The organism is Methylocystis sp. MJC1 (assembly GCF_026427715.1).
Lineage (GTDB): Bacteria > Pseudomonadota > Alphaproteobacteria > Rhizobiales > Beijerinckiaceae > Methylocystis.
Genome location: NZ_CP107558.1, coordinates 2,884,903 through 2,909,188 on the forward strand (window position 1 = coordinate 2,884,903; position 24,286 = coordinate 2,909,188).

26 protein-coding genes are annotated in these 24,286 nt (G+C 63.9%); 6 read left to right on the top strand and 20 right to left on the bottom strand.

Annotated features, from left to right (window positions below; genetic code table 11):
- Positions 1-180 precede the first annotated feature (180 nt).
- Genes OGR47_RS13895 through OGR47_RS13905 form a run of 3 tightly spaced genes read left to right on the top strand, consistent with a single transcriptional unit; the run spans position 181 to position 5,047 of the window.
- Positions 181-1,518, top strand: coding sequence for an ABC transporter substrate-binding protein (locus tag OGR47_RS13895; protein ID WP_165053454.1), 1,338 nt, complete (start codon positions 181-183; stop codon positions 1,516-1,518).
- The gene (locus OGR47_RS13900; RefSeq protein WP_165053451.1) at positions 1,515-2,816 is read left to right on the top strand and encodes a di-heme oxidoredictase family protein; all 1,302 of its coding nucleotides are present in this window, start codon (positions 1,515-1,517) and stop codon (positions 2,814-2,816) included. The genes OGR47_RS13895 and OGR47_RS13900 overlap by 4 nt, the downstream gene beginning before the upstream one ends.
- A gap of 17 nt (positions 2,817-2,833) precedes the next feature.
- Positions 2,834-5,047, top strand: a complete 2,214-nt coding sequence (locus OGR47_RS13905; RefSeq protein ID WP_165053448.1) for a TonB-dependent receptor plug domain-containing protein — start codon at positions 2,834-2,836, stop codon at positions 5,045-5,047.
- Positions 5,048-5,252: 205 nt separating this feature from the next.
- Here OGR47_RS13905 and hypE read toward each other — a convergent pair whose 3' ends face one another.
- The 17 genes from hypE to OGR47_RS13990 all read right to left on the bottom strand — a co-directional run bounded on the left by hypE (position 5,253) and on the right by OGR47_RS13990 (position 19,197).
- The gene (gene hypE / locus OGR47_RS13910) at positions 5,253-6,332 is read right to left on the bottom strand and encodes a hydrogenase expression/formation protein HypE (protein ID WP_165053445.1); all 1,080 of its coding nucleotides are present in this window, start codon (positions 6,330-6,332) and stop codon (positions 5,253-5,255) included.
- The gene (hypD, locus tag OGR47_RS13915; RefSeq protein ID WP_165053442.1) at positions 6,290-7,414 is read right to left on the bottom strand and encodes a hydrogenase formation protein HypD; all 1,125 of its coding nucleotides are present in this window, start codon (positions 7,412-7,414) and stop codon (positions 6,290-6,292) included. The genes hypE and hypD overlap by 43 nt, the downstream gene beginning before the upstream one ends.
- Positions 7,411-7,635, bottom strand: coding sequence for a HypC/HybG/HupF family hydrogenase formation chaperone (locus OGR47_RS13920; RefSeq protein ID WP_165053439.1), 225 nt, complete (start codon positions 7,633-7,635; stop codon positions 7,411-7,413). Before OGR47_RS13920 ends, hypD begins: the two co-directional genes overlap by 4 nt.
- Entirely contained in the window at positions 7,626-9,917 is a 2,292-nt protein-coding gene (gene hypF, locus OGR47_RS13925) for a carbamoyltransferase HypF (RefSeq protein WP_165053436.1), read from the bottom strand. The genes OGR47_RS13920 and hypF overlap by 10 nt, the downstream gene beginning before the upstream one ends.
- Positions 9,918-9,922: 5 nt before the next feature.
- Positions 9,923-10,855, bottom strand: a complete 933-nt coding sequence (gene hypB, locus OGR47_RS13930; RefSeq protein WP_165053433.1) for a hydrogenase nickel incorporation protein HypB — start codon at positions 10,853-10,855, stop codon at positions 9,923-9,925.
- The gene (gene hypA / locus OGR47_RS13935; protein WP_165053430.1) at positions 10,855-11,196 is read right to left on the bottom strand and encodes a hydrogenase maturation nickel metallochaperone HypA; all 342 of its coding nucleotides are present in this window, start codon (positions 11,194-11,196) and stop codon (positions 10,855-10,857) included. Before hypA ends, hypB begins: the two co-directional genes overlap by 1 nt.
- Positions 11,189-12,316, bottom strand: a complete 1,128-nt coding sequence (locus OGR47_RS13940) for a nickel-dependent hydrogenase large subunit (RefSeq protein ID WP_165053426.1) — start codon at positions 12,314-12,316, stop codon at positions 11,189-11,191. The genes hypA and OGR47_RS13940 overlap by 8 nt, the downstream gene beginning before the upstream one ends.
- Positions 12,313-12,795, bottom strand: a complete 483-nt coding sequence (hybE, locus tag OGR47_RS13945) for a [NiFe]-hydrogenase assembly chaperone HybE (protein WP_165053422.1) — start codon at positions 12,793-12,795, stop codon at positions 12,313-12,315. The genes OGR47_RS13940 and hybE overlap by 4 nt, the downstream gene beginning before the upstream one ends.
- Positions 12,796-12,896: 101 nt before the next feature.
- Positions 12,897-13,100 (bottom strand): rubredoxin, encoded by a 204-nt coding sequence (locus tag OGR47_RS13950; RefSeq protein WP_165053419.1) that lies wholly within the window; start codon positions 13,098-13,100, stop codon positions 12,897-12,899.
- Positions 13,097-13,948 (bottom strand): hydrogenase expression/formation protein, encoded by an 852-nt coding sequence (locus OGR47_RS13955; protein ID WP_165053416.1) that lies wholly within the window; start codon positions 13,946-13,948, stop codon positions 13,097-13,099. The genes OGR47_RS13950 and OGR47_RS13955 overlap by 4 nt, the downstream gene beginning before the upstream one ends.
- Positions 13,945-14,382: a hydrogenase accessory protein gene (locus OGR47_RS13960; protein WP_165053413.1), complete on the bottom strand. Its 438-nt coding sequence runs from the start codon at positions 14,380-14,382 to the stop codon at positions 13,945-13,947. The genes OGR47_RS13955 and OGR47_RS13960 overlap by 4 nt, the downstream gene beginning before the upstream one ends.
- 9 nt (positions 14,383-14,391) lie before the next feature.
- The gene (hypC, locus tag OGR47_RS13965; RefSeq protein WP_165053410.1) at positions 14,392-14,691 is read right to left on the bottom strand and encodes a HypC/HybG/HupF family hydrogenase formation chaperone; all 300 of its coding nucleotides are present in this window, start codon (positions 14,689-14,691) and stop codon (positions 14,392-14,394) included.
- Between the two features lie 8 nt (positions 14,692-14,699).
- Positions 14,700-14,930 carry a hypothetical protein gene (locus OGR47_RS13970; protein ID WP_165053407.1) on the bottom strand — a complete coding sequence of 77 codons (231 nt, stop codon included), beginning with the start codon at positions 14,928-14,930 and terminating at the stop codon, positions 14,700-14,702.
- Positions 14,931-14,963: 33 nt separating this feature from the next.
- Entirely contained in the window at positions 14,964-15,527 is a 564-nt protein-coding gene (locus OGR47_RS13975; RefSeq protein WP_165053404.1) for a HyaD/HybD family hydrogenase maturation endopeptidase, read from the bottom strand.
- The gene (gene cybH, locus OGR47_RS13980; RefSeq protein ID WP_165053401.1) at positions 15,527-16,255 is read right to left on the bottom strand and encodes a Ni/Fe-hydrogenase, b-type cytochrome subunit; all 729 of its coding nucleotides are present in this window, start codon (positions 16,253-16,255) and stop codon (positions 15,527-15,529) included. Before cybH ends, OGR47_RS13975 begins: the two co-directional genes overlap by 1 nt.
- 11 nt (positions 16,256-16,266) lie before the next feature.
- Positions 16,267-18,057, bottom strand: coding sequence for a nickel-dependent hydrogenase large subunit (locus OGR47_RS13985; protein ID WP_165053398.1), 1,791 nt, complete (start codon positions 18,055-18,057; stop codon positions 16,267-16,269).
- Positions 18,058-18,114: 57 nt separating this feature from the next.
- Entirely contained in the window at positions 18,115-19,197 is a 1,083-nt protein-coding gene (locus OGR47_RS13990) for a hydrogenase small subunit (RefSeq protein ID WP_165053395.1), read from the bottom strand.
- Positions 19,198-19,594: 397 nt separating this feature from the next.
- Between OGR47_RS13990 and OGR47_RS13995 the strand changes: the two genes are divergently transcribed.
- Together OGR47_RS13995 and OGR47_RS14000 are read left to right on the top strand one after the other, a co-directional pair.
- On the top strand, positions 19,595-20,125 hold the full coding sequence (locus OGR47_RS13995) for a flavin reductase family protein (RefSeq protein WP_165053391.1): 531 nt from the start codon (positions 19,595-19,597) through the stop codon (positions 20,123-20,125).
- A gap of 39 nt (positions 20,126-20,164) precedes the next feature.
- A complete protein-coding gene (locus tag OGR47_RS14000; RefSeq protein WP_165053388.1) occupies positions 20,165-21,217 on the top strand; it encodes an alkene reductase in 1,053 nt (350 codons plus the stop codon).
- Between the two features lie 104 nt (positions 21,218-21,321).
- On the opposite strand, the gene OGR47_RS14005 is transcribed toward OGR47_RS14000, so the two are convergent.
- Both OGR47_RS14005 and OGR47_RS14010 read right to left on the bottom strand, forming a co-directional pair.
- The gene (locus tag OGR47_RS14005; RefSeq protein WP_165053385.1) at positions 21,322-21,894 is read right to left on the bottom strand and encodes a flavodoxin family protein; all 573 of its coding nucleotides are present in this window, start codon (positions 21,892-21,894) and stop codon (positions 21,322-21,324) included.
- Between the two features lie 14 nt (positions 21,895-21,908).
- Positions 21,909-22,337 (bottom strand): DoxX family protein, encoded by a 429-nt coding sequence (locus tag OGR47_RS14010; protein ID WP_165053382.1) that lies wholly within the window; start codon positions 22,335-22,337, stop codon positions 21,909-21,911.
- 118 nt (positions 22,338-22,455) lie between these two features.
- Between OGR47_RS14010 and OGR47_RS14015 the strand changes: the two genes are divergently transcribed.
- The gene (locus tag OGR47_RS14015) at positions 22,456-23,373 is read left to right on the top strand and encodes a LysR family transcriptional regulator (RefSeq protein WP_165053379.1); all 918 of its coding nucleotides are present in this window, start codon (positions 22,456-22,458) and stop codon (positions 23,371-23,373) included.
- A gap of 99 nt (positions 23,374-23,472) precedes the next feature.
- On the opposite strand, the gene OGR47_RS14020 is transcribed toward OGR47_RS14015, so the two are convergent.
- Positions 23,473-24,252, bottom strand: a complete 780-nt coding sequence (locus OGR47_RS14020) for an SDR family NAD(P)-dependent oxidoreductase (RefSeq protein ID WP_165053376.1) — start codon at positions 24,250-24,252, stop codon at positions 23,473-23,475.
- Between the last annotated feature and the right edge of the window lie 34 nt (positions 24,253-24,286).

The window sequence follows — 24,286 nt, forward strand, 5'->3', positions numbered from 1 at the left end:
GTCTGCGCGCGCCTTCGCCTCGCGGCGCCCCGCACACATATCGAGATCATATATATCGCGGCGCGGCGATCCCCTGCTTGTTTGCAAGCCTGCCGGCGCCGTCATTTAGCGCTATATTCGCGTACTTTTTAAGCTAGAGCTTTATTGACAGTATTGCGTAGCTTGTCATAGCTTTTCGTTATGTACCAGATAAACATATCGAATCGATTCAAGCGCGGCGTCGCCGCCCTGTCCCGCGCGACGCTCCTGGGATGCATCGCATTCAGCGCCATCCCGCTTCGCTTGGCCCAGGCGGAGGAGACCAAGATCGTCGTCGTCACGAGCTTCCCGGAAGAGCTGACGACGCGTTACGAGCAAGAATTCGAAAAACGCTATCCGGACATCCATATTCAATTCGTCTGGAAGCAGTCGCGGGATGCGCTTGCCGAGCTCAGCAAGCCGGCGCAAGGCGGCGCCGATGTCTATTGGGCGCCGACCATCGCCAATTTCGCGGCCTTGCGCGAGCGCGGCGCCTTCCAGAAAATCCCAGTGGACCGCACGGCGCTTCCAGGCCGCCTCGGGCGCGAGCAAATCTCCGACCCGGCAGGATTTTACGAAGCCTATGACGTCGCCGGCTATGGCGTCGTGATGAATGCGCCGCTCGCCGCGGCGAGCGGTCTCGCGGCGCCGAAGCGTTGGCGCGATCTCACCGCCCCAGACTATGCGCGCCGCTTGGCGATGCCCATTCCGGCGAAGGTCGGCTTCTCCCCTGCGCTCTACGACATCTTCCTGCAAAGCGAAGGGTGGGAAAACGGCTGGGCGCAGTTGAGCGAGATGGCGGGAGAAGCAGCGCTCCTCGCCCAGGGCGCCCTGCCCACCGCACAAGTGCGCGACGGCGCGGCGGTTTTCGCCCTGACGATCGATTTCTTCGCGGTGAGCGCCAAGGCCAATGGCGCGCCGGTGGAGATGATCTATCCCGAGCGCAGCGCCTTCCTGCCCGCGCATATCGCCGTCACGGCCGCGACGAAACATTCGGCGGAAGCAAAATCCTTCGTCGATTTCGCCCTGTCCGCGGATGGCCAGAAGCTGATGATCGAGCGCGACAGCATGCGCCATCCGGCAAGGCCCGACGCCTATAACGGCGCGCCGGCGGCGCTCGTCGATCCTTTCAAACTGCCGGCCGACTCGATCCTCGATTACGATATGGACAAAGGGCGGCGGCGGCCGCCGTTGATCACGCTGCTCTTCGACCTCGCGATCGTCGAAGGCCACGACGAGCGCGCGGCGCTGTGGCGCGCCATCCACGAGGCTGAGCGCAAGGACAGCGGGGCGAAAGCCAAAGAGACGCTGAGCGAGGCGCGCCGGCTCTTGAGCTCCGTGCCGGTCTCGGAGCGTGAGGCGAAAGACCCCGCCTTCCTCGACGCCTTCAGCAATCGCGACGCCGTCGATCCCCAACGCATCGCCAAATGGCGCGAGGAGCTTGCGACGGCGCGCCGGCAGGCGAAAGAAAAGCTCGCGAGCCTCGGTACGACGCCGTGAAGCGTGCCGGCCTTTTTCTCTGCGCGCTGCTGCTCATGGGCGCGGCGCGCTATGAGACCTCCGCGCCGTCGACCGAGGCTTTCACCCAGCCGATCGACGGCCTGACGGCCGCGCAGACGCCGACTTTCCGGCGCGGCTCGGGGCTGTTTCGGCAGGCCTGGCTGATCGGCCCCTCCGACGATCATCCCGATCTGATCGGGCTCGGCCCGCTGTATAATCGTCTTTCCTGTATCGCCTGCCATGTCAAAAACGGACGCGGCGCCGCTCCTGATCCCGAGAACGGCGTGACGCGACATATGGTGGCGAGGCTGAGCGTCGAGGGAATGGATGCGCATGGCGGACCGCGCGCCCATCCCATTTACGGCGCTCAGCTCAATCCCGAGGGCGTTCCGGGAGTCCCGGGAGAAGGTCAGGCGACCGCCGCCTTCGACGAGACAACCGTCGCTCTCGCCGACGGCGAACGCGTGGCTCTGCGCCGCCCCAAGCTCGCTTTCCGCCGTCTTGCCTATGGCGAACTGGGGAAGGACACGAAGATCTCGCTGCGCAACGCGCCGCCGATCTTTGGCCTGGGATTGCTGGAGGCCGTGCCGGAGGCGGAAATTCTTGCCGGCAAAGGCAGGCCCAATTTCGTCTGGAGCATCGAGGCCAACGCCAGGACGCTCGGCCGTTTCGGATTGAAGGCCAATCAACCGAATCTGCGCCAGCAGATCGCCAACGCCTTCGCCGAAGACATTGGCGTCACCTCCTCTATGTTTCCAACCGAGACTTGCACGCCCGCACAGGAAGCCTGCCGCGCCGCCGGCTCGCTAAAGCCCGATCTGACGAACGCCCAGCTCGACGCGGTCACGGATTACATCCGCTGGCTTGCGGTTCCCGCGCGCCGCGCGGCCGACGAGCCGCAGGTTGCCGCCGGCGAAAAGCAGTTCCACACGCTCGGCTGCGCGAGCTGTCATCGCGAGACGCTGCGGCTCGGGGCGTTTCCTGCGCTCCCCGCGCTGAGCGGCGCCGAGATTCACCCCTACACGGACCTGCTGCTGCACGATATGGGCGAGGCCCTCGCCGACGAGCGCCCGGATTATGACGCCGGCCCGCGCGACTGGCGCACGCCGCCGCTCTGGGGCCTCGGCCTCGCCGGCAGGGGCGGCGACGGCGCGAACTATCTGCACGACGCACGCGCACGCACGCTCTCGGAAGCGATCCTTTGGCATGGCGGCGACGCCCAATCCGCCGCCGACGCCTTTCGCCAACTTCAAAAGCGGGAGCGCGACGCCCTGCTCGCTTTTCTCAACTCTCTCTAGCGGCCGGGGGGACGCACGTGACCAAATATCTTACTTCCACTTCGCTTTCGGGCAGCTTGTTGCTGTCGCTCTGCGCGCCGGCGCTGGCGCAGACCGCCCTGCCGCCGATTGAAATTCGCACGCCAAAGGCTTTCGAGCTCGGCCAGATCAAGGTCGGCGAACGAAGACTGGCGACGCCGACCGGCCCCACGAGCCAAGGCAATGGCGCTGGCGCCGGCGGCGCCTCGTCGTCTCCTGCGCCCGCCAATGCGGATAACGCGCCGACGCCCAAACAGCATACCGACGCTTTCGGCGGCTACACGATCACCAACCGACAGATCGAAACCTTCGCGCGCGACACGCTCGACCGCGCCGTCAATATTGCCCCGGGCGTCAACGCCAACACCACGGGCGGGCCGCGCAACGAGCAAAACATTTACGTGCGCGGCTTCGATCGCTGGCAGGTTCCGCTCACCGTCGACGGCGTGCGCGTCATGCTCCCTGTCGATAACAGGCTCGATTTCGCCCGCTTCATGACCCCCGACATCGCCGAGGCGCAAATCGCCAAGGGCTATGCCTCGGTGCTCGACGGGCCCGGCGGCATGGGCGGGCAGATCAATCTGGTTTCGCGCAAACCCTCGCGCGAGATCGAAAGCGAATTCAGAAGCCGCGTCGAGTTCGGGCGCGACGGGACCTATCAGGGCGTCCAAAACTACGGTTTCGTCGGCACGAAAAAGGATCTCTATTACGCGCAGCTCAGCGGCGCCTGGCAAAAATTCGATGGCTGGTTGCTGCCTGCGAGCTTTGTCTCGACGCCCATTCAAGGCTGGGGCTTCCGCAACCAATCCTACACGCAGGATTACAGCGTCAACGCCAAGGTCGGCGTGACGCCCAACGCCACGGATGAATATTCGCTGACCTTTTCGCGGCAAGACGGCGACAAGGGCGCGCCGTTTCATGTCTCTCAGCCGATCAACACGCAAAACAACTGGAAATGGCCGTACTGGCGCGTCCAGAACCTCTACTTCCTCTCGAAGACGAAGCTTGGCGACGCGTCCTATGTCAAAACGCGCGGCTATTGGAGCAAATATGAGAACTCCATCCTCGCCTTTGACAATTTCGGCTTGTTCAACCAGGCGACGCCCAAATCCTTCGACAGCCACTACTCCGATTATGCCCTCGGTGGCGAAGTCGAGGCCGGAACGCAGTTCGAAGACATCGACACGCTCAAGGGCTTGTTCTACTACCGGTTAGACACCCACACCGAGTGGCAGAACAACTACGGCACGAATTATCAGGGCAAGCCCAAAGGCTGCGTGGCGAATGTGCCTTGCTCCTTCCAGCCGGTGATTGCGAGCCTGGAAGATACTTATTCCGTCGCGGTCGAGAACACATTCCATCCGCGCAAAGACATCGATGTCGTCGGCGGCTTCAGCTACGATTGGCGTCACCTGCGTCAGGCGCAAGGTTTTGCTTTGCCTCAAGGCACGATCACCTATACGCCAAAAGACATGAGCGCGCCGAACTACCAGGGCGCGGTCATCTGGCGCTATAACGGAACCGACGCCGACCGCGTCTATTTCAATGTCTCCGACCGCGTGCGCTACCCCACGCTGTTCGAGCGCTTCAGCACGCGTTTTGGCGGCGCGACATCCAACCCCACGCTTCAGCCTGAGCGCGCGGTCAATTATGATCTCGGCTGGTCGACGGAATTTGTGCCCAATGCGCGCCTCACGGTCGACCTTTTCCATAGCTGGGTTCAAAATCTGATTCAGAACGTCCCGATGCCCATCTATGGGCCGAACGTCACCCAGTCTCAGAATGTCGGCGCTGGGCGCTTCACCGGCGCCGAGGTCTCGGTAGATTATCAGCCGCGGGAAGATTTCTCGCTCGGCGGCAATCTTACGGTCATGCGCCGGCGCGTCTACGCGCCTTATATTCCGACGTTCCAGCCGACCGGTGTGCCCGACATCAAACTCTTCCTTTATGCCGGCTACCGACCCATTCCGGAGATCACGCTCACGCCGAATATCGAAATCGCGAGCAGCCGCTGGACGGCTTATCAGACTACGCAGTCCTACTACCGCACGGGGGCCTATTTCCTGACCAACTTCAACGCGGATTATCAGGTGACCAACAATCTCAAAGTCACCGCTGGCGTGCGTAATCTCTTCGACCAGCTTTACGTCCTGACTGACGGCTTCCCAGAGCCGGGGCGCAGCATGTATCTGGCGGTGAAGGCGACGTTCTGACATCGGATTCCGACGCAGTTGGTTCGATGACATTCCCGACGCTCGCGAAGCGAGCGATCGGGAATCCAGAGCAAAACAAGCGCTCTTGCGGTCTGGATTCCCGGTCGGGCTTTCAGCCCGCCGGGAATGACAAATCCCAATGCGAGCTATTCAAGCGGAAACAGTATGAGGCGCCCAACACTTGAGCTGGTCACTCTTGTCAAGCTCAGCAAATGCGCGGCAACTGCTCGCCTGCAAGCCAATCCACAATGCGTGCGCCGCCGAAGGACGACGTCATCTGCACGAAGCGCCGCTCGTCCTCGACCGCGGCGCCGATGATCGCAGCGTCGCAACCGAGCGGATGGGCGCGCATCGCCTCCAGCAGCGCCGGCGCCGCCTCCGGCGCGACGACGGCGATCAGCTTGCCCTCATTGGCGACGTTGAGCGGATCGAGGCCCAGCAGCTCGCAGGCGGCGGCGACTTCCGGCTTCACCGGAATGGCGGCTTCCTCGATACGGAAACCAACCCGCGACTGCTGCGCGATCTCGTTCAACGTCGCGGCGAGGCCGCCGCGCGTCGGATCGCGCATCAGCCGCAGCGCGGCGCCGGCCGCCGCGACCATGTCGGCGACGAGCCCATGCAGCGCAGCGGAGTCCGAAAGGATCTCGCAGTCGAACTCCAGATTTTCGCGCTTCGACATGACGGCGACGCCGTGATCGCCGATCGAGCCGGAGACTAGCAGAACGTCCCCCGGCCGCGCCTTGTCGCCGGAGAGATCGAGCCCTTCGGGAACGACGCCGACGCCCGTCGTGGTGATGAACACGCCATCCGCCTTGCCGCGCTCGACGACCTTGGTGTCGCCGGTAATCACCGGCACACCGGCCGCGCGCGACGCCGCGCCCATGCTCTCGGCGATGCGCGCGAGATCGGCGAGCGGAAAACCTTCCTCGATGATGAAGCTCGCCGAGAGATAAAGCGGCCGCGAGCCCGACATTGCGATGTCGTTCACCGCGCCATGCACCGCGAGCGAGCCGATGTCGCCGCCGGGGAAAAACAGCGGCGAAACGACAAAGGCGTCGGTCGTCATCGCCATACGGCCCTTGGGCGCCTCGAAGACGGATTGGTCATTGCCCTGCCGCAGCCAGTCATTGTCGAGCGCGACGTGGAAAATATCGGCGATGAGCTGCGCCATCGCGCGCCCGCCGGCCCCATGCGAAAGATCGACCCGCCCGCTCATATCGAGCTTGCGACGATAAGTCTTGGTCACGACGCAACCCTCTGCGTGTCGAAGCGGCGATAGGTCCATTGCGCGGCGCAGGCGCCCTCGGACGAGACCATGCAGGAGCCCATCGGCGTTTCCGGCGTGCAAACGGTGCCGAACAGCTTGCAATCATGCGGCCGCTTGGCACCGCGCAGGATCGCGCCGCATTCGCAGGCGGGATTGTCCTTGGCGCAAGGCGTCGTGACGCCGAAGCGGCGCTCCGCGTCATAATCCGCATAAGCCTCGCGCAGGCGCAAGGCGCTCGCGGGAACTTCGCCAAGTCCGCGCCACTCGAAGGAGTCGCGAAGCTCGAAAATATCGGCGACTTCGGCCTGCGCTTTGACATTGCCTTCCGTCGTGACGGCCCGGCCATATTGGTTCTCGACCTCGCAGCGCCCCTCGTTCAATTGGCGCACCAGCATCAGAATGGACTGCATCACGTCGAGCGGCTCGAAACCGGCGATCACGATCGGCTTGTTGAAGTGCTCTGCGGCGAATTGATAGGGCCGCACGCCGATCACCGCGGAAACATGCGAGGGCCCCACAAAGCCGTCGATTTCCACGCCCTCGCCTTCGCCGGCGAGGATCGCGCGCATGGCGGCGGGCGTCAGCACATGGTTGCAAAAGACGCTGAAGTTCGAAAGCTGCTTCTGCGCGGCAAGCCTGATGGCCAGCGCGGTCGGCGGCGTGGTGGTCTCGAAGCCGATGGCGAAGAAGACGACTTCGCGAGACGGCTCCGCCTCGGCGATGCGAATGGCGTCGAGGGTGGAATAGACCATGCGGATGTCGGCGCCCGCCGCCTTCGCCTTGATGAGGCTCATGCCGCCCGAAGCCGGCACACGCATGAGATCGGCATAGGTGCAGAGCGTGACTTTCGGGTGGCGCGCAAGCGCGATCGCTGCGTCAATGCGTCCGACGGGAAGCACGCAGACGGGACATCCGGGCCCATGGATCATGCGTATATTGGGCGGCAGCAGATCTTCGAGCCCGTAACGCGAAATAGCGTGCGTATGGCCGCCGCAAAATTCCATGAAGCGGTACTCACGGTCGTCACGCGCCAAAGTCGCGAGGCTGCGCGCGAGGCCGCGCGCCAAGTGGCCGTCGCGAAACTCGTCCACATATTTCATTCGTTCATTCCGGCGAAGTCGCGGATCATGGCGAGCGTGCGTTCGGCTTCCTCGGCGTCGACCTTGGAGAGCGCGAAGCCGACATGCAGGATCACATAATCGCCGACAGAAACATCGTCGACCAGCGCGATCGATATGCTCTTGGAGACGCCGTCGAGCGACACTTTGGCCATCTGATCGGGCAGCAGCTCGGTAACGCGCACGGGAACGGCTAGGCACATGCCGCGCTCTCTTTCTCTCTCTCGCCGGCCGCGAAAGCGGCGCGCGCCATCGCGGCCTGTCCCAGCGACAGGCCGCCGTCATTGCATGGAACGGCCCGCGCCAGCAAAGGAAAAAGCCCGCGCGCGCGCAAGGCCTCGGCGAGGCCCTCGGCCAGAATCCGGTTCATCATGCAGCCACCCCCGAGCGTGACGCGCGAATGCCCCTGCGCTTGCGCCGCAGCGGCAATCCATTCGGCGCAACCTTCGATCAGCGCGCCGTGGAAAAATTCGGCGGCCTCGCGCGGGCTCGGGCGCTCTGTTGCCATGAAGGAGAGGATTGGCGAGAAATCGAGAATGCCGTGGCGAAGCGCGAAAGCGCCCGGCAATGTGCGCGGCGCTTCGACAAGCGCTTCGAATTCCATCGCCGCCTGTCCCTCGTAACGCTGTTCCAGACAGACGCCAGCGAGCGCCGCCGCCGCGTCGAAGAGACGCCCCATGCTGGTGGTTTTCACGGCCATGCCGCGACGCAGGCTCTCGGCAATCTTGGCCGAAAGAGGCGCGTCGGGAAACAACCGCTCGGCCAAATCCAGGCGCCCGATGGCGGCGAGCGCCGCCATCCCCATGCGCCAGGGCTCGCGCGCGGCGCGGTCGCCGCCCGGCAGCGCAAGCGGCGCGAGATGGCCGAGGCGCGTCCATGCCGACCCGTAGACGCGCATCAATTCGCCGCCCCAGGCGCCATGATCGTCGCCCATGCCATAGCCGTCGAGCGCCACGCCGAGCGCGGGCCCCGAAACCCCATGCTCCGCCGCAATCGCCGCGACATGCGCCGCATGATGCTGGGCGCGCAGAAGCGGCAGAGTCATCTCCTCCGCGACGCGCGTGGAATAGAAATCGGGATGAAGATCGCAGGCGACGACGTCCGGCGTGACGTCGAGAATGGAGAGGAGATGGCGCAGCGTTTCGTCGTAGAACCGCACGCTTTCGGCGTCATCCAGATCGCCGATATGTTGAGAGACGAAAGCCTCGCGCCCGCGCGTCACCGTCACTGCGGTCTTGAGATGCGCGCCCAAGGCGACGACGCATGGCCCGTTGGCGCCGAGATCGATCGGGTCGGGCGTATAGCCGCGCGCGCGTCGCAGAAAGGCGGCCGCGCCATCGACGACCGCTGCAACGGAATCATCGGCGCGCACCACAATGGCGCGGTCATGGCCGACAATCAGGTCGGCGATGGCGGACAGCCTGCGGCGCGCGTCTTCGTCATCGACCACGAGCGGCTCGCCGCCCGGATTGGCGCTCGTCGCCACGATGACAAAGTCATTCGCCGCCTCGCGCCAGGTGCTCCCGGAAGGAAAACCCGTCGCCGCGTGAAACAGCAAATGATGCAAAGGCGCATAAGGCAGCATGACGCCGATGCGCGTGAGACGCCGCGCAATTGCGGGGGCGAGCGTTCCTTTCGATTTGACCACGACGATCGGCCGCGCGCGATGCTGGATCAGATCGAGTTCCGCCCCAGTCGGCTCGGCGAAAAGCGCAAGTGACGCGACATTGGCCGCCATGACGGCGAAGGGCTTGGCGTCGCGTTCCTTGCGGCGGCGCAACTCGGCGACAGCCGCCTCGTTGCGCGCGTCGCACATCAGATGATAGCCGCCAATGCCCTTTACCGCGACGATGGCGCCCGCGCGTATCCTCTCGACGATAACGCCCGGCTCGACGTCGAGGCGCGGGCCGCATCTCGGGCAAGCGATCGTCTCGGCGTGGAAGCGCCGGCTGCGTGGATCGGCATAGTCGCGCGCGCAATCCGCGCACATAGCGAAGGGCGCCATAGAGGTCTGCGGGCGGTCGTATGGCAGCGAAGACGAAATGGTGAAGCGCGGCCCGCAATGCGTGCAGGTGATGAAGGGGTAGAGGTGAAAGCGGCTCGTCGCGTCGAAAAGTTCGTCGAGGCAAGCTTCACAAGTCGCCGCATCCGCGACAATGCGGGTAAGGCTTCGCCCGCCCGCGCTTTCACGAATCGAGAAATCGCTGTCGCCACATAAATCGATGCGCTCGACATCGATCGAGTCGATCGTCGCAAGCGGCGGCTTCTCCTTGCGCAGCGCCGACAAAAAATCCTCGTGCCGCGCGCCTTCGATTTCGAGCAGCAGGCCTTCGCCATCGTTCAGCGCGAAGCCGCTCAAGCCGTAACGCGCGGCGAGGCCATAAGCGAAAGGCCGGAAGCCCACGCCCTGCACCGCCCCACGCAGCCGGATACGCAGCCGCGCCCTCGGCTCGCGCGAAGCGTCCGTGGCGGCGACTATGCTCATGCCCCTCAGCCCGCTGTTACTGCGCCGGCGGCGGCGTGCGCGGCGCGGGCCTCGATCCAGGCGTAGAGCGCCGCCATTCCCTCGCCGGTCTGCGCGGAGACGACAAGCGTCTGCAGATGCGGATTGACCTTCAGCGCATTGGCGAGACATTTGCCGACATCGAAGGTGAGATGCGGCAGCAGATCGGACTTGTTCAGCAGCATGAGATCGGCGGCCGCGAACATATCCGGATATTTGAGCGGCTTGTCCTCGCCTTCCGTCACCGACAGCACGACGACCTTATGCGCCTCGCCGAGATCGAAAGCCGCCGGGCAAACGAGATTGCCGACATTCTCGATGAACAGAACGCCGCCCTTTTTCAGTTCGAGGCTCTCGAGCGCATGGCCGACCATATGCGCGTCGAGATGGCAGCCCTTGCCAGTGTTGATCTGGATGGCGGGCGCACCGGTGGCGCGAATGCGCTCGGCGTCATTCGACGTCTGCTGATCGCCCTCGATGACGGCGACGGCGGCTTTCTCCTTCAAATCGTTGATCGCGCGCACCAGCAGCGTCGTCTTGCCGGAGCCGGGGCTCGACACGAGATTGAGCGCCAGCACGCCCTTCTGCGCGAAGACCGTGCGATTGTCGCGCGCATAAGCGTCGTTCTTGGAGAGAATGTCGCGCTCGATGCGGACGATTCGCTCCTGGCTCAGGCCCGGGACATGCACGCCCGCGGCGCCGGCGCCGAAATCGATGGCCTCGCCATGCGCATGATCGTGATGGTGGTCATGCGCGTCGTCGTGATGATGATGGTCGTGATCATGGCCGTGGTGGTGATGACGCCCGTGGTCATGATCATGCGCATGGTCGTGATGATGGTGATGGTCGGCCGCGTGCTTCTCCGCGCCCGCCTTCTCGCCCTCGATCGTCGCCGTTCCGCAGCCGCACACTGTGCACATCAGTCGACCTCCAACTCCTCGATGCGCAACTCGTCGCCCGAGGTCATCTGCACATGCCGCCTGCCGCATTCGGGGCAGGCGCCGAAGCGCTCGTCGAGCGGCACCGTCTTGCCGCAGTCGAGACACCAACCTTCGCCCGGCGCGTGGATGATGTCCAGAGTCGCGCCGTCGGCCACCGTGCCGCGCGAAATGGCGTCGAAACAGAAGCGCAACGCCTCGGGCTCGACATGCGCCATGGCGCCGACCTTGAGCCGCACGACGCGCACTTTGCCGAAGCCCTGCTTGCGCGCCTCCTCGCAGACGATGTCGACGATGCTCTCTGTCAGCGCCATCTCATGCATGGAGCGGCTCGCGCAGCTCGACCTGAAAGGCGACGCAAGGGTCGAAGACGGCGGCAAGCCGCCGGATGCGCAGCCGCGCCTCAGGGCCAAAGCCAATAGGAGCGCCGAGCAGCGCCGCCGCGAAGGGGCCCGCCGGGTGGAAATTCCACTCGGTCGGCGCGAGCAGCGCATAGTCGCGCACGCGCATGACGTCGTCGAGGTGCACCCAGTGATAGAGGCGCCCGCGCGCGGTCTCGACGGCGGCGAAGCCTTCCTCCGCGCCAAGCGGGCAAAGGAAGGCGGCGCCGCTCATGTCGGCCCCGCCCCGCGACAGCGCGCGACGCAGAATGTCCAACGCCTCTCGAATCGCGATCAACCGCGCCGCGAGGCGCGCGGCGACGGCCGAGCCGCCGCTCTCGGTCTCCCGCCAATGCCGGGCGAAAGCCCCCGTCTCCACGATGCGATGCGGCAAGGTTGGAGAGGCGGCGAAATGATCGCGGCCCTTTCGCAAGGACTCGATGACAATGGCGTCGTCCGCCGCCTCCAAGGCGTCGGGGGCGTGCGGGCGCAGGAAGGCGTCGACCTGGGCTTGCGCCATGACCGCCGCCAGGAAACTCTCGCGCTCGGGCGCGTCCGGCTCGTCGCAACGCAGGCCCAAGGACCGCGCGGCGTCCTCGATGGCCTTTATCGGCGCGCCAAGCTCTGCGCGCTGCGTCCAGGCCTCCCCGCGCGCCGCAATGGCCATGACGAGACGCGCCGCGCTCATGGCCTCGCGCAGCGGTGCGGCGGCGGGCGCCATATCCATCGACTCGCCCGCCTGCGGCCAGCCGAGGGCCATGGAGCGAAGCGATTCCACGGCCTGTTCGGCGGCGAGGCCGACAACGACGGAAAACTGCGCGGCGTCGCACAACGCTTCGCCCCGTGCGGCGGCAATGGCGAGCTGCGCCGCCGCTCCATGCGAAAAACCACATAGGCTGAAGAGCTGGGCGGCGAGCTGGGGAACCTCTTGCGGGCCGCGCCCGCGAAAGATACGCGCGATTCCCGCCGGCCGGCTCGAATTCACGAACACCGAGACGACGCGCCCGTCCGTATCGACGTCCGCGCCGATGCGTATGGCGCCGGGGCCGGCGAGCGCGCTCATGACGCCGCCTCTTCGGCGGAGAGCCTCCCGCGCAGCAAGGCGCGGCGATCCAGCCCCGCCGGTTTTTGCGCCGGCTTTTCTTCGAGCAGACCAGGATCGAAAAGCGCCTTCATCGCCTCTCCCGCAGCTTCTCGCGCCGACGACATATCGGAAAACTCGAACATGGGCGAGAACAGCGAGCAGGCAAGGATCGCGCCGAAGCCGTCGAGCTGGGCGGGGACGCAGTCGACGTCGCCGGCCGGCAAGGCGACGCGGACCGAGGCGCCAGTGGCGATGGGCGGTTCTGGCACGACGATCAAATTCATGAACCAGGGCGTCACCACGACGCCGATAGCGCTCTCTCCGAAGGCACGAAAGCCGATCGCCGCCACGTCGAGCGCGTCGTTGCAGATCGGCACGTCGCGCATCGGCCCGGCGCGCACGCCTGCGTAGATCCCGGCGAGCGTCTCCCCGATCGTCCTGGCCGCGTCATCGTCCATCACGGTGTCTCACACCATTTCCGTTTGAACGGCTCGCACTGGGGCTTGTCGTTTCTGGCGGGCCGAAACCTCGACCGGGAATGACGCCGAACGGCCAAATCTCACTTGCCGAGCCGCATGAAACGCGCACGCGGCGCGTCGCAATTCGGACAACGCCAGTCCTCCGGCAGGGCGGAGAACGGCGTGCCCGGCGGTATCTGCCAGACGGGATCGCCCTCGGCCGGATCATAGACGCTCCAGCAGACCCCGCATTCCATGCGGTCGTCGTCGGACGTTTCCGTCTGGCCGAAATTCTCGAAGCTCATTTGAAATAAGCCTCGTCGATTTCGCGCAGCCGCTCGGCCGAGTCGCGGAAATCTTCATCGGCCGCACAGGCGGCGGCGGGAACGTCGCCGATCTCGAGCGTATCCAGGATAATCGTATCCATGGCGTTGAAGAATTGCACGGACCAGACATTGCGGGCGCCGGTGGCGAGCACCCGACAGGTTCCGTAGCCGCGCGAGACCAGCCGCACCGGCCCGTCGCCGAGCGTCTCCTGCAAAAAGCCCATATCCGCATCGTTCATTGGCAGAAGCGAGAAGTTGACGATGTGGCTGGTTGCGCCCGGCGTGTGCGCCGCCATCCGCTCGCGAATTTCCGCCAACACCGGCATGACGTTCATCGCGCCCTGGGGCGGCGCGCCGAAGCTGATGTCGGCGGCGGCGAGCTCTGCGGCCTTGCGCACCGCCTGCGGAATGGCGCCGATCTCGAGATAATCCGCGACCAGCGCGCCGCTCGCGTCAGTGAAGCGCACCCGCCACAGGCCCGCCATGACGGATTCCTGAATTTGCGCGACGACGCCATCGGTTAACACCGCAACCCCGGCGACCTCGCCCTCGCCAACCACTTGGGCCAAAAGCTCGCGGTCTTCCGCCGGCAAATCGGTGATGTCGAACAGTTTGTTTGGCTCTTGCGCAGCTTGCGCGGCGAGCGCGTCGGCAAGCTGCGGCAGCAGCTCGGCGACGGCGGGGCAGCGCGCGATGAGCTCCGCCGCAGACCGCGTCGCAAGAAAGTTCACTTCGCGGCGCGTATCCAGCGCCTCCTCGCCGCCGATCGGCAGCAGCGTTATGGCGTCGTCGGCGCCTTCGGGCGCCACCCAAAAGCCGGCCTTCACGCGGTGGCTCCTTTTTGCGAGAAAGTGATTTCGACGCGAGGGCCCGCCTTGGCGAGCGGCGCCGCGTCGGGGGCGAGGAAAGCCTCGATCTTTTCGAGATACTCGGACCAATCGCGGATGCGCGGAATGACGCCGATGGTCTTGCCGCCGCGAATCACGGCGAGGCTCGGCAGCACGTCTACCTGAAATCTTTGGCCGAGGCTCTTCTCCGCATTCGCGGCGACGAGCGCGCCAGAGAGACGGCCCTCAAACGCCTCCAGCAGTTCCGGAAAAATCACCGCGAGATCCGTGGCTTCCGGCCGCTGCGCGGGGTCCCCCGCAAAAAGCAGGAGGAAACGTCCGTCTTCGCCTTGCGCGCTCAAAAGGGCGTCCGCATTCGCTTCATCGATGAGCGAGGCGCCGATGCGGTCGATGATGGCCTGCGGCAGGGGCATGCCTACTCCTTACTTCTGATCCCGCAGGAAATCCGGCAATTGCGGCTCGCGGTCAATCAGATCGGCAAAATATTGCTCGAAGTCGCCGCCATTCAAGGCGGCCTCGAGCCCATCCAGCGCGTCGTCGATCGATCGCGCCTCTTCCTCGTCGAGAACGCGCATGGCGGTTCCGAGATGTACCAGCACTTTCGTTCCCGCGGTCTGCGCCCCGACGAGCAGCATCGAGACGGATTGCGTTTCGCCCTTGCGCTCGCAAAGCGCCCGCGCGTCATCGCCGGACAGCACCGTCATCGGGAAGCCGAGACACATCGGCGGCGCTAATTCGCCAGGGCGGCTAGGGGACGACGACGCGCCGCCGCGTAAGCTTCCGTCGCCCAGACGAGAGCCGCCCAGCACGCCACGACGAGGGCGAGCCCCAGCGCCGGGTGAACGTCGACCAATGGGGCATCGGCCAAATGCGGATGGATATGCAACCCGGGATTGGCTTGCGCCGCCCCGGCCGCGACCATGAGGGGGAGAGCGAAGGCGACTTTGGCGAAGGACTTCATGGCCAGCTCCTTGTGAACCTCCGACGCGCCGGATCAGACGCGCCTTTCATAGCTCTGATGATCGATGTCGTTTGCGAGCAGCGCAATCGCCGTATTGTCGTCACGGGGGGACAAGGCCACGCCCCACTCGGCGAGGAGCTGTGCGCCCGCCTCGACCGCGACGTCGATCGCCTCTTGAACCGGCGCCGTCAGCGCGCCGCCCCAATTTTCGAGATCGAGCGGCTGGCAGCCGATGAGCGCAAGCTTTTGCGGATAGCGGCCGAGCAAATCCGCGGCGCTCAGCACTTCCTGAAAGCCGGTCTGATGCAGGCTCATTTTCTTGGAGCCGGTGAATTTCGGCACCTCTTGGTCGCGGACGATCTTCAAGGCGCCGGGCTCGAGCCCGTAATCAATGGCGTCGAAGACGAGGAGATAATCCGCCTCTTCGACGAAATGCACGAGATAAAGCCCCTGCGTGCCGCCATCGAGCACTGTCACGGCCTCAGGCGTCTCGAAGCGCCGATGAAAGGCCTCGACCGCGCGAACGCCGAAACCCTCGTCGCCCCAGAGGATATTCCCTATGCCCAGGACCAGGATTTTCGGCGCGCCTTCGCTCATCACTCCGCCGCCTCGTCCTTGAAGATGCGCTCGCCGGAGATCATCGAGGAGATGATGCTTTGGCGGCTCACAATGTCCTCGCGGACCGCAGCGTAGATGTGAATGATCGTGAAGGTGACGAGCACCCACATGCCGAGGTGATGCAGCGTATGCACCTCCTGGCTGTTCGGCCAGATCAGGAACACCCAGCCGAAAGCCTTATACTGCCAGGAGTCGATCCCCTCGCCTTCCGAATAAAGCGCGAAGCCCGTCACGATCATGAAGATCAGCGGCACGGTGAACATGGAGAACATGATCAACTGCGCCAGCGGATTGTGCCCGACATATTTCTTCGGCGCCTTGGCGAGGAAGAGATACCAGGCGGCTTCATGCGCCACGCCCGCCCAATATTCGGCGCTCCAGAACGGCACGTAGAAGATCTGCCGGCCATGCGCATTGCCGGCGAAAATCCAGTAAATACGCAGCAGATAGAAGGCGGCCAGAACCTGCCCCGCCGCAAAATGGGCGAAGCGAATATAGCCCATCAGGAAGCTGCTGCTCGCGTCGCCGGTCACGCTCGGAAAGGGGCTGGCGATGAAATAGCCCGTGACGAACAGGACCGTGATGCAGAGCGCGTTCACCCAATGCCAGACGCGAACGGGCGCCTCATAGACATAAACGGTCTGACGCTCGACGGCGCGCGCGCCATGCGCGTCGCCGACGCCAGCAACTTGGATGCCGTCGACCATGGACGCCTCCTTTAGCGGACCTTCACCGACGCCATCTCCTGCCCGTCCGGACTCATGACGTGAGTCGAGCAGGCCAGACACGGATCGAAGGAGTGAATGGTGCGCAGGATTTCCAGCGGCTTCTCGGGATCGGCCATGGGCGTGTCCATGAGCGACGCCTCGAATGCGCCGATATTGCCCTTCGGGTCGCGCGGGCTGCCGTTCCAGGTTGTTGGCACGATGCACTGGTAATTGTCGATCTTGCCGTTCTTGATCTTGATCCAGTGTCCGAGCGCGCCGCGCGGCGCCTCGGTGAAGCCAAAACCCTTTGCTTCGGTCGGCCAGCTCTTGGGCTCCCACTTATCGACATTTGCGGTCGCCGTGTCGCCATTCTTGATATTGGCGACGAGCTTGTCCTGGAAGTGGCGCATCTTGCGCGCCGCCCACTGGCATTCGAGACCGCGCGCGGCGGTGCGGCCAAGCGTGGAGAACAGCGCCGTGACGGGAACGCCGAGCGTCTTGAGGAGACGATCCGCCGGCTCCTTGAACTCGGGATTGCCCTGCGCATAGCCGATGATGTAGCGCGCGAGCGGGCCGACCTCGACCGCATTGCCGCGCCAGCGCGGCGATTTGATCCAGGAATATTTGCCGCCTTCGTCGAGCGACTCGATATTGGTCGGCGTGCCCTTGGCGTTGGGGCCGAGCTTGTAGTTCGGCTCGGTGACGCCGTCGAAAGGATGCAGCCCCTTGGTCTCGTCCGGATATTTGTACCAGGAGTGCGTGACGAACTCCTGTATCTGCTCCGGATCGGCGTTGTCGATCGGCAGGACCTCCTTGAGATTGCCGTTCAAGATCACGCCGCGCGGCAACAGAAGATTGCCCGCCGAATAGTCGTTGGCGTGCTCGGGAATGTCGCCATAGCTCATGACGCTCTTGCCCGAAAGGCCGCCGCCATAGAGCCAATCCTTGTAGAAGCCGGCGATAGCCACAAGGTCCGGAATATAGACCTGTTCGACGAATTCTATGGAGCGGTCGATGATCTGCGAGACGAGATTGAGCCGCTCCATATTGATCGCGCCGACCGCTCCCGTTCCGTCGACATTGATCGCGCAGGGCGCGCCGCCGACGAGCCAGTTCGGATGCGGATTCTTGCCGCCATAGACCGTATGGATCTTGACGATATCCTTCTGGAAGTCGAGCGCTTCCAGATAATGCGCCACCGCCATCAGATTGGCTTCGGGCGGCAGCTTATAGGCCGGATGCCCCCAATAGCCGTTCTTGAACGGCCCGAGCTGGCCGGACTCGACGAATTTCTTCAGCCGCGTCTGCAGATCCTTGAAGTAGCCCGGCGAGGACAAAGGCCAGGGCGAGATCGACTGCGCCAGCGCCGAGGTCGCCTTCGGATCGGCCGAGAGCGCCGAGACGACGTCGACCCAATCCAGCGCATGCAGATGGTAGAAATGCACGAGATGATCGTGCACTTGCAGGCAGAGCTGCATGATGTTGCGGATCGAATTGGCGTTCTCGGGAATGTTGATGTTCAGCGCATTCTCGACCGCGCGCACGGAGGTGAGCGCATGGGTGCCGGTGCAGACGCCGCAAATCCGCTCGGTGAAGGCCCAGGCGTCGCGCGGGTCGCGATTCTTGAGGATGACCTCGATGCCGCGCCACATCGTGCCGGTGGAGACGGCGTTGCGAATGACGTTTTTGGAATCGACATTCACCTCGATGCGCAAATGGCCTTCGATGCGCGTGACCGGATCGACGACGACGCGCCTGCCGGAATTGTCGAGTTTGAAGCCGTTGGGAGTCTGGATGCCCATGACTTGAATTCCTGTAGCGGCGAGGCGCTCGCGCGCGCTCGCATCAGAATGGGATGATCAGAGCTTCTCGGTTTCGCGCTTGGTCACGACGCGCTTGACCGCCGTAACGGCCGCATGGGTCGCCACTGCCGCGCCGACAACGCCGACCGCCGCCAGGCCGATCTCGTCGGCGTTCTTCTCGATGCCGAATTGCCGGATGTTCGAGAGGCGCTCGTAGAACGGCCCCTTGTCCCAGAAGCCCTCTTCCGAGCAGCCGATGCAGCCGTGGCCGGATTGGATCGGGAAGGAGACGCCGCCGTTCCAGCGCACCGTCGAGCAGGCGTTGTAGGTCGTCGGCCCCTTGCAGCCCATCTTGTAGAGGCAATGCCCTTTGCGCGCGGCCTCGTCGTCCCATTCCTCGACGAATTGGCCGGCGTCGAAGTGCCCGCGGCGATAGCATTTGTCGTGGATGCGCTGGGAGTAGAACATCTTCGGCCGCCCCTGGCGGTCGAGCTCCGGCAGGCGGCCGAAGGTCGTGATATATGTGACGACGCCGGTCATCACTTCCGCGATCGGCGGGCAGCCGGGGACCTTGATGATCGGCTTGTCTTTGATGACCTTGTCGATCGGCGTCGCCTGCGTCGGATTGGGCGCCGCCGCCTGCACGCAGCCCCAGGAGGCGCAAGCGCCCCAGGCGATGATGGCAAAAGCGTCCTCGGCCATCCATTTCAGCTTTTCGACGAAAGGCTTGCCGCCGTCGATGCAGAACATGCCGCCTTCGTTGAGCGGCGGATTGCCCTCGACGGCGAGGATATATTTTCCCTTATATTTTTGCTTGGTCTCTTCGAGGATCGCCTCTGCCTGATGGCCGGCGGCCGCCATGATCGTGTCGTCATAGTCGAGCGAGATCATGGAGAGGACGACGTCCTTCACCAGAGGATGCGCCGAGCGGATGAAGCTCTCGGAACAGCAGGTGCATTCGAGGCCATGCATCCAGATGACCGGCACGCGCGGATTGGTCTCCAGCGCTTGCGCCATCTTGGAGGCGGCGATGGGCCCGAGCCCCAGACTCGCGGCGGTCAGAGAGCAAAATTTCGTGAAGCTGCGGCGCGTGATCCCCTGACGTCGGATCACATCGTAAAACGTCTCGATGGCGGGCATTCCTCTCCCCCACTGCGTTTCCTAAAAAGCGGCGGCTTCTCGCGTCGAGGACGGGAGCCGCTCTTCTTTCACAGAGATCGCAGCAAGGAACGAGCCAATCGCGATCTTGCGACGTGGTTTTCAAACCTGCAGAAAAACAAGCACTTCAGAACGGTCAGCGGCTGCTTCGCGCCCGGAAATACTGACAATTTCGTTTCTAACACGACAAGCTTGTCATGGTTTGCACAAAACTGTCTAGTTTGCGCGACGTAGAGTCGCAGGGCGTGAACCCGCCGAGAAAAATGCGGGTCCGCTATCCGCCGGAAGCCTTTGAAAGCGGCGGCGACAGAGGCCATCTCCACGATGACATCTAGAAACCGGAAGATCGACCACGAACGCCTATGGCGGAGGTCCGGCGATGAAAGATTTGCCTTTGCGCGACGTCTACCGACTCATCGAGCCCGGCCCGGTGGTTCTGCTGACGACCTCCCATAAAGGCCCGGCTAATGTCATGACGATGTCCTGGCACATGATGGTGGACTTCGAGCCGCCCCTCATCGCTTGCGTGGTCAGCGACCGGGATCATAGCTTTACGGCCTTGCGCGCGACGAAGGAATGCGTCGTCGCCATCCCGCCGGCGGAGATGGCGGAGACGGTTGTGGCGATCGGCAATTGCTCAGGGCGAGACGTCGATAAATTCGAAGCCTTCCACCTGACCAAGGGGGAAGCGGAGAAGGTGTCGGCGCCGCTTGTCGTCGACTGCTTCGCAAATATCGAGTGCAAGGTCGTCGATACGCGCCTCGTGAACCAGTATTGTCTCTTTGTGCTGCAGGGCGTGAAAGCCTGGATCGATCCCGCCCGGAGAGGGTCGAAGACCATCCACCACAAAGGGATGGGAAGTTTCATCGTCGATGGGGAGACAATCGAGCTCGATTCAAAAATGCCTTAAACCGAAACCAACATGTCTCGCCCACTGACCGGAGCTTCTATGCCTAATCTCTTCGATCCTTTGCGTGTTGGCGATCTGCAACTCCCGAACCGGATCGTCATGGCGCCGCTCACGCGCTGCCGCGCAAGCGAGGGCCGCACGCCGAATGCGCTCATGCGGGATCATTATGTCCAGCGCGCCTCGGCGGGGATGGTCCTCACTGAGGCCACCTCCGTCACGCCCATGGGCGTCGGCTATCCAGACACGCCAGGCATCTGGTCGGAACCGCAAGTCGAGGGATGGCGCGAGGTCACGCGCGCGGTCCATGAAGCGGGCGGCCGCATCCTGCTGCAATTGTGGCATGTCGGGCGCATCTCCCACCCGATCTATCTCGACGGCGCGCAGCCCGTCGCGCCCAGCGCCATCGCCGCACAAGGGCATGTCAGCCTGCTGCGGCCAAAGCAGCCCTATCCCGTCCCGCGCGCGCTGGAGATCGACGAGATTCCCGGTGTTGTCACGGCCTATCGGCAAGGCGCCGAGAACGCCAAGCGCGCCGGCTTCGACGGCGTGGAGATCCATGGCGCGAATGGCTATCTGCTCGATCAGTTCCTGCAAGACAGCGCGAATAAAAGAACCGATCGCTATGGCGGCTCCATCGAGAACCGCGCGCGCCTGATGCTGGAGGTTACCGACGCGGCCATCGACGTCTGGGGAGCGGGGCGCGTCGGCGTGCATCTCGCGCCGCGCGGCGACGCTCAATCCATGGGCGACTCGGACCCAAAAGCGACCTTCGGCTATGTCGCGCGCGAGCTGGGCCGGCGCAAAATCGCTTTCATCTGCGCGCGCGAGCATCAGGGCCCGGATGCGCTGGGGCCCTATTTGAAGAAAGAATTCGGCGGCGCCTATATCGCCAATGAAGCCTACACGCGCGAAACCGCCGAAGTGGCGATTGCCGCGGGCGAGGCCGACGCCGTCGCTTTCGGCAAGCTCTACATCGCCAATCCCGACCTCGTCGAACGCTTACGCCTGGGCGCAGCCCTCAACGAGCCGAAACTCGAGACCTTTTATTCGAAAGGCCCGGAAGGCTACGTGGATTATCCGACGCTCGCCTAGCGCGCTTTCCGCTCGCATGGAATCATGCGAGCGATGAGAAAGCCCGCAGCTCAAAAAGCTGGAGCGCATTCCGCAAAAGTCTATCAACTTTTGCGGAATGCGCTCTAAAGGCGAGCGCCCCAACGTTGAGCCGCCTCGGCGACTCGATAGCCCAGATGCTCGGCGGTTTTGAGATCAGCCGGCGTCGGGCCATGCTCGGGGCCTTGATCGGCGTTGGATTGCGCCATGGCTCCGAGGAAGCTTCCAAGCCGGTTGAGATCGTCGATGCGGCCAGCGCTGCTGTTGTTTCCTGGCATCAAGCCAAGGCCGACCCAGATCATGCCGTGCTGCGCGGCGAAGACCGCGAGCTGCTGCAAGGTCGCGAGCTTGTCGCCGCTTTGGCTCGCGGAGTTGGTGAAGCCGGCGGCGAGCTTGTCCTTCCAGCCCTGCCCGAACCAGACCTTCGAGCTCGCGTCCATGAAGGCTTTGAACGGCGCCGAGGCGCTGCCCATGTAGGTCGGCGATCCGAAGATGATCGCGTCCGCCTTTTCGAGGGCGTTCCAATGATCCTCAATATCTTCGACCTTAATCAGCTGCGATGTAACGCCGGAGACGGAAAGCGCACCGCGGGCGACGGCCTCGGCTTGCCGCGCAGTGTGCCCGTAGCCGCTGTGATAGACGATGGCGATGAGGGACATGCGATCAACTCCGTTCAGATGGACACAGGATTGGCGGAACTGGAGAGGGCGCGGGGGAGTCGAAGCGCAAAAGCGCCCGGACCGAGCAGCGCCTGAGCAAACAGCAGGACAATCCAGAGAGCCGGAAATTCCCAGCCGCCATTGGCCGCTGAGAACCTCCAGCCATTGGGCAGATGAACGAGCAAGGCCCCGATGAGAAGGGGCGCGAGCGCGAGGGAAACGACGCGGGTGAACAGCCCGGCCAAGAGCATCAGGCCGCCGACGATTTCGAGGCCGACGACGACATAGGCGAGCGCCGGCGGATAGCCGAGCGTTCCAAAGAACGCGGCCGTCCCGGGAAGCGTGAAGACGAGGACTTTGAGCAGGCCGTGGGCGAGGAACAAAACGCCCAGACTCAGGCGCAACAACATGGCGCCATAGGGCGCTGTGCGAGAAAACGACATTTCGAAGAACCTTTCGTCCATTCGGCCGACCGCGGTCGCCGTCCGAAAGAGCTATTCGATTTTCCGGACGAGATAATTATCGCTGTTGTAGATTGATTATCTTATATAACGAGACAATATGGACAAGCTATCCTCTATGAAGGCCTTCGTCGCCGTTGCGGAGACCGGCCACTTCGCCCTCGCTTCCGAGCGCCTTGGTCTCTCGAGGGCGATGGCGAGCAGGCAGATCATGGACCTCGAAGCCCATCTCGGCCTGCGCCTGCTCAATCGAACCACGCGCAAAGTGAGCCTGACGGAGCAAGGCGCGAGCTATCTCGAACGCTGCCGCGAGATTCTGGCTGCAATCGACGAGGCGGATCGCGAAGCCACGTCACAGGGGGCCGAGCCGGTCGGGCGCTTGCGCGTCACGGCGCCTGTGCGGCTTGGCGTGTCCAAGATCGCGCCGCAGGTTTCCGTTTTCGTGAGCCGCCATCCCCGCGTGGAGGTGGAGCTTGTCCTGAATGACCGCGTGGTCGACCTCGTGGACGAGGGATTTGATCTCGCCATACGCGTAGGGCGGCTCGCCGAAAGCTCCCTCATCGCTCGGAAAATCGGATCCACAAACTTCGTCGTCTGCGCCTCCCCGTCCTATCTCGCCGAGCACGGCCGCCCCACGACGCCGGCGGATCTCTCTCGCCACCAATGCCTGATCTTTTCTTACGCCAGCACGGGCGCCGTCTGGACCTTCACGGGACCGCTCGGCGAGGAAATAGTGCGCGTCGGCGGGCGAATACTATGCAACAACGGCGAGGCGCTCAGTCGGATGGCTGCGGATGGCTGCGGCATCGTCCTGCAACCCGACTTTATGGCGGAGCCCTATCTTAAATCCGGAGAGCTGGTGCAGGTGCTCGCGGACTATCGCAAAGAACCCGCGGGGATCTTCGCGATCCATACGAGCCGCCGCCATGCGCCGCCTAAGCTGCGCGCTTTCATCGATATGCTTGCGTCGGCGTTCAAAGCCGATGCGGCCGCTGTCGCGGGCGCCGAGCGGGTGTAAGGAAACAGGCAAGGCGCGGCGCATATGCGGCCGATTGATCGAGCGCAGCGTCGCGCGGACGCTCAATCCGGCCGGCATGCGCCGGGGCCAACGATCCTCTCAGCCAGGGGATGCGGCGGACCCGGCCAGCAAGCCGCCGTCGATATGTACCTCTGTCCCCGTCACATAGCTTGCTTCGTCCGAAGCCAGAGTGACGGCGATTGCCGCGACTTCCTCGGGCATTCCAAAACGCTTCAACGGCGTGTCGGCAACCAACGCTTGCATCCTGGCCTCCCGATCGGGCCCGGGTCCCAGCATCGGCTCCCACATCCGCGTCAGGATCGCCGCCGGATGGATCGAGTTGCAGCGGATTTTCCATCCCTTCTGTGCGCAGTAGAGCGCAACTGTCTTACTGTGGTTGCGGATCGCCGCCTTTGATGAGGCATAAGCAGCCGCAAGCGGGACACCCACCAAGCCGGAACGAGACGAGATGTTGATGATTGAGCCGCTGCCTTGCTCCTTCATCGCCTCGATGGCGTAGCGACACCCAAGGAATGTCCCGTCGAGATTGACTCGATGGACTTCCCGCCAATCTGCAAGGCTCGCGTGTTCGGGATCATGGGCCGCCACGCCCTGCTCAAACCCCGTTACGCCAGCGTTGTTGATCACCACGTCGGCTGTTGGGACGCGTTCGGCCAAGCGCCGCCACTCGGATTCCTCCCGCACGTCGAGCTTCTCGAACCGACAGCCGATTTCTGCGGCGGCCGCCGCGCCAGCCGCCTCGTCTATGTCTGTGAGAATGACGACCGCGCCTTCGTCACGAAAGCGGTGAGCAATCGCGCGACCAATGCCGCGCGCCGCGCCCGTAATGACGCATGTCTTCTTGTGAAGTCTTTTCATGATGATCTCGAAAAAGAGTCCAGCCAGCGGATCG

Coding starts and splice junctions, on each gene's coding strand:
- OGR47_RS13895 (WP_165053454.1), top strand. CDS start 181: ATGTACCAGATAAACATATCGAATCGATTCAAGCGCGGCGTCGCCGCC.
- hypE (WP_165053445.1), bottom strand. CDS start 6,332: ATGGACCTATCGCCGCTTCGACACGCAGAGGGTTGCGTCGTGACCAAG.
- hypD (WP_165053442.1), bottom strand. CDS start 7,414: ATGAAATATGTGGACGAGTTTCGCGACGGCCACTTGGCGCGCGGCCTC.
- OGR47_RS13920 (WP_165053439.1), bottom strand. CDS start 7,635: ATGTGCCTAGCCGTTCCCGTGCGCGTTACCGAGCTGCTGCCCGATCAG.
- hypF (WP_165053436.1), bottom strand. CDS start 9,917: ATGAGCATAGTCGCCGCCACGGACGCTTCGCGCGAGCCGAGGGCGCGG.
- hypB (WP_165053433.1), bottom strand. CDS start 10,855: ATGTGCACAGTGTGCGGCTGCGGAACGGCGACGATCGAGGGCGAGAAG.
- hypA (WP_165053430.1), bottom strand. CDS start 11,196: ATGCATGAGATGGCGCTGACAGAGAGCATCGTCGACATCGTCTGCGAG.
- OGR47_RS13940 (WP_165053426.1), bottom strand. CDS start 12,316: ATGAGCGCGCTCGCCGGCCCCGGCGCCATACGCATCGGCGCGGACGTC.
- hybE (WP_165053422.1), bottom strand. CDS start 12,795: ATGGACGATGACGCGGCCAGGACGATCGGGGAGACGCTCGCCGGGATC.
- OGR47_RS13950 (WP_165053419.1), bottom strand. CDS start 13,100: ATGAGCTTCGAGAATTTCGGCCAGACGGAAACGTCCGACGACGACCGC.
- OGR47_RS13960 (WP_165053413.1), bottom strand. CDS start 14,382: ATGCCCCTGCCGCAGGCCATCATCGACCGCATCGGCGCCTCGCTCATC.
- hypC (WP_165053410.1), bottom strand. CDS start 14,691: ATGTGTCTCGGCTTCCCGATGACGGTGCTGTCCGGCGATGACGCGCGG.
- OGR47_RS13970 (WP_165053407.1), bottom strand. CDS start 14,930: ATGAAGTCCTTCGCCAAAGTCGCCTTCGCTCTCCCCCTCATGGTCGCG.
- OGR47_RS13975 (WP_165053404.1), bottom strand. CDS start 15,527: ATGAGCGAAGGCGCGCCGAAAATCCTGGTCCTGGGCATAGGGAATATC.
- cybH (WP_165053401.1), bottom strand. CDS start 16,255: ATGGTCGACGGCATCCAAGTTGCTGGCGTCGGCGACGCGCATGGCGCG.
- OGR47_RS13985 (WP_165053398.1), bottom strand. CDS start 18,057: ATGGGCATCCAGACTCCCAACGGCTTCAAACTCGACAATTCCGGCAGG.
- OGR47_RS13990 (WP_165053395.1), bottom strand. CDS start 19,197: ATGCCCGCCATCGAGACGTTTTACGATGTGATCCGACGTCAGGGGATC.
- OGR47_RS13995 (WP_165053391.1), top strand. CDS start 19,595: ATGAAAGATTTGCCTTTGCGCGACGTCTACCGACTCATCGAGCCCGGC.
- OGR47_RS14000 (WP_165053388.1), top strand. CDS start 20,165: ATGCCTAATCTCTTCGATCCTTTGCGTGTTGGCGATCTGCAACTCCCG.
- OGR47_RS14005 (WP_165053385.1), bottom strand. CDS start 21,894: ATGTCCCTCATCGCCATCGTCTATCACAGCGGCTACGGGCACACTGCG.
- OGR47_RS14010 (WP_165053382.1), bottom strand. CDS start 22,337: ATGTCGTTTTCTCGCACAGCGCCCTATGGCGCCATGTTGTTGCGCCTG.
- OGR47_RS14015 (WP_165053379.1), top strand. CDS start 22,456: ATGGACAAGCTATCCTCTATGAAGGCCTTCGTCGCCGTTGCGGAGACC.
- OGR47_RS14020 (WP_165053376.1), bottom strand. CDS start 24,252: ATGAAAAGACTTCACAAGAAGACATGCGTCATTACGGGCGCGGCGCGC.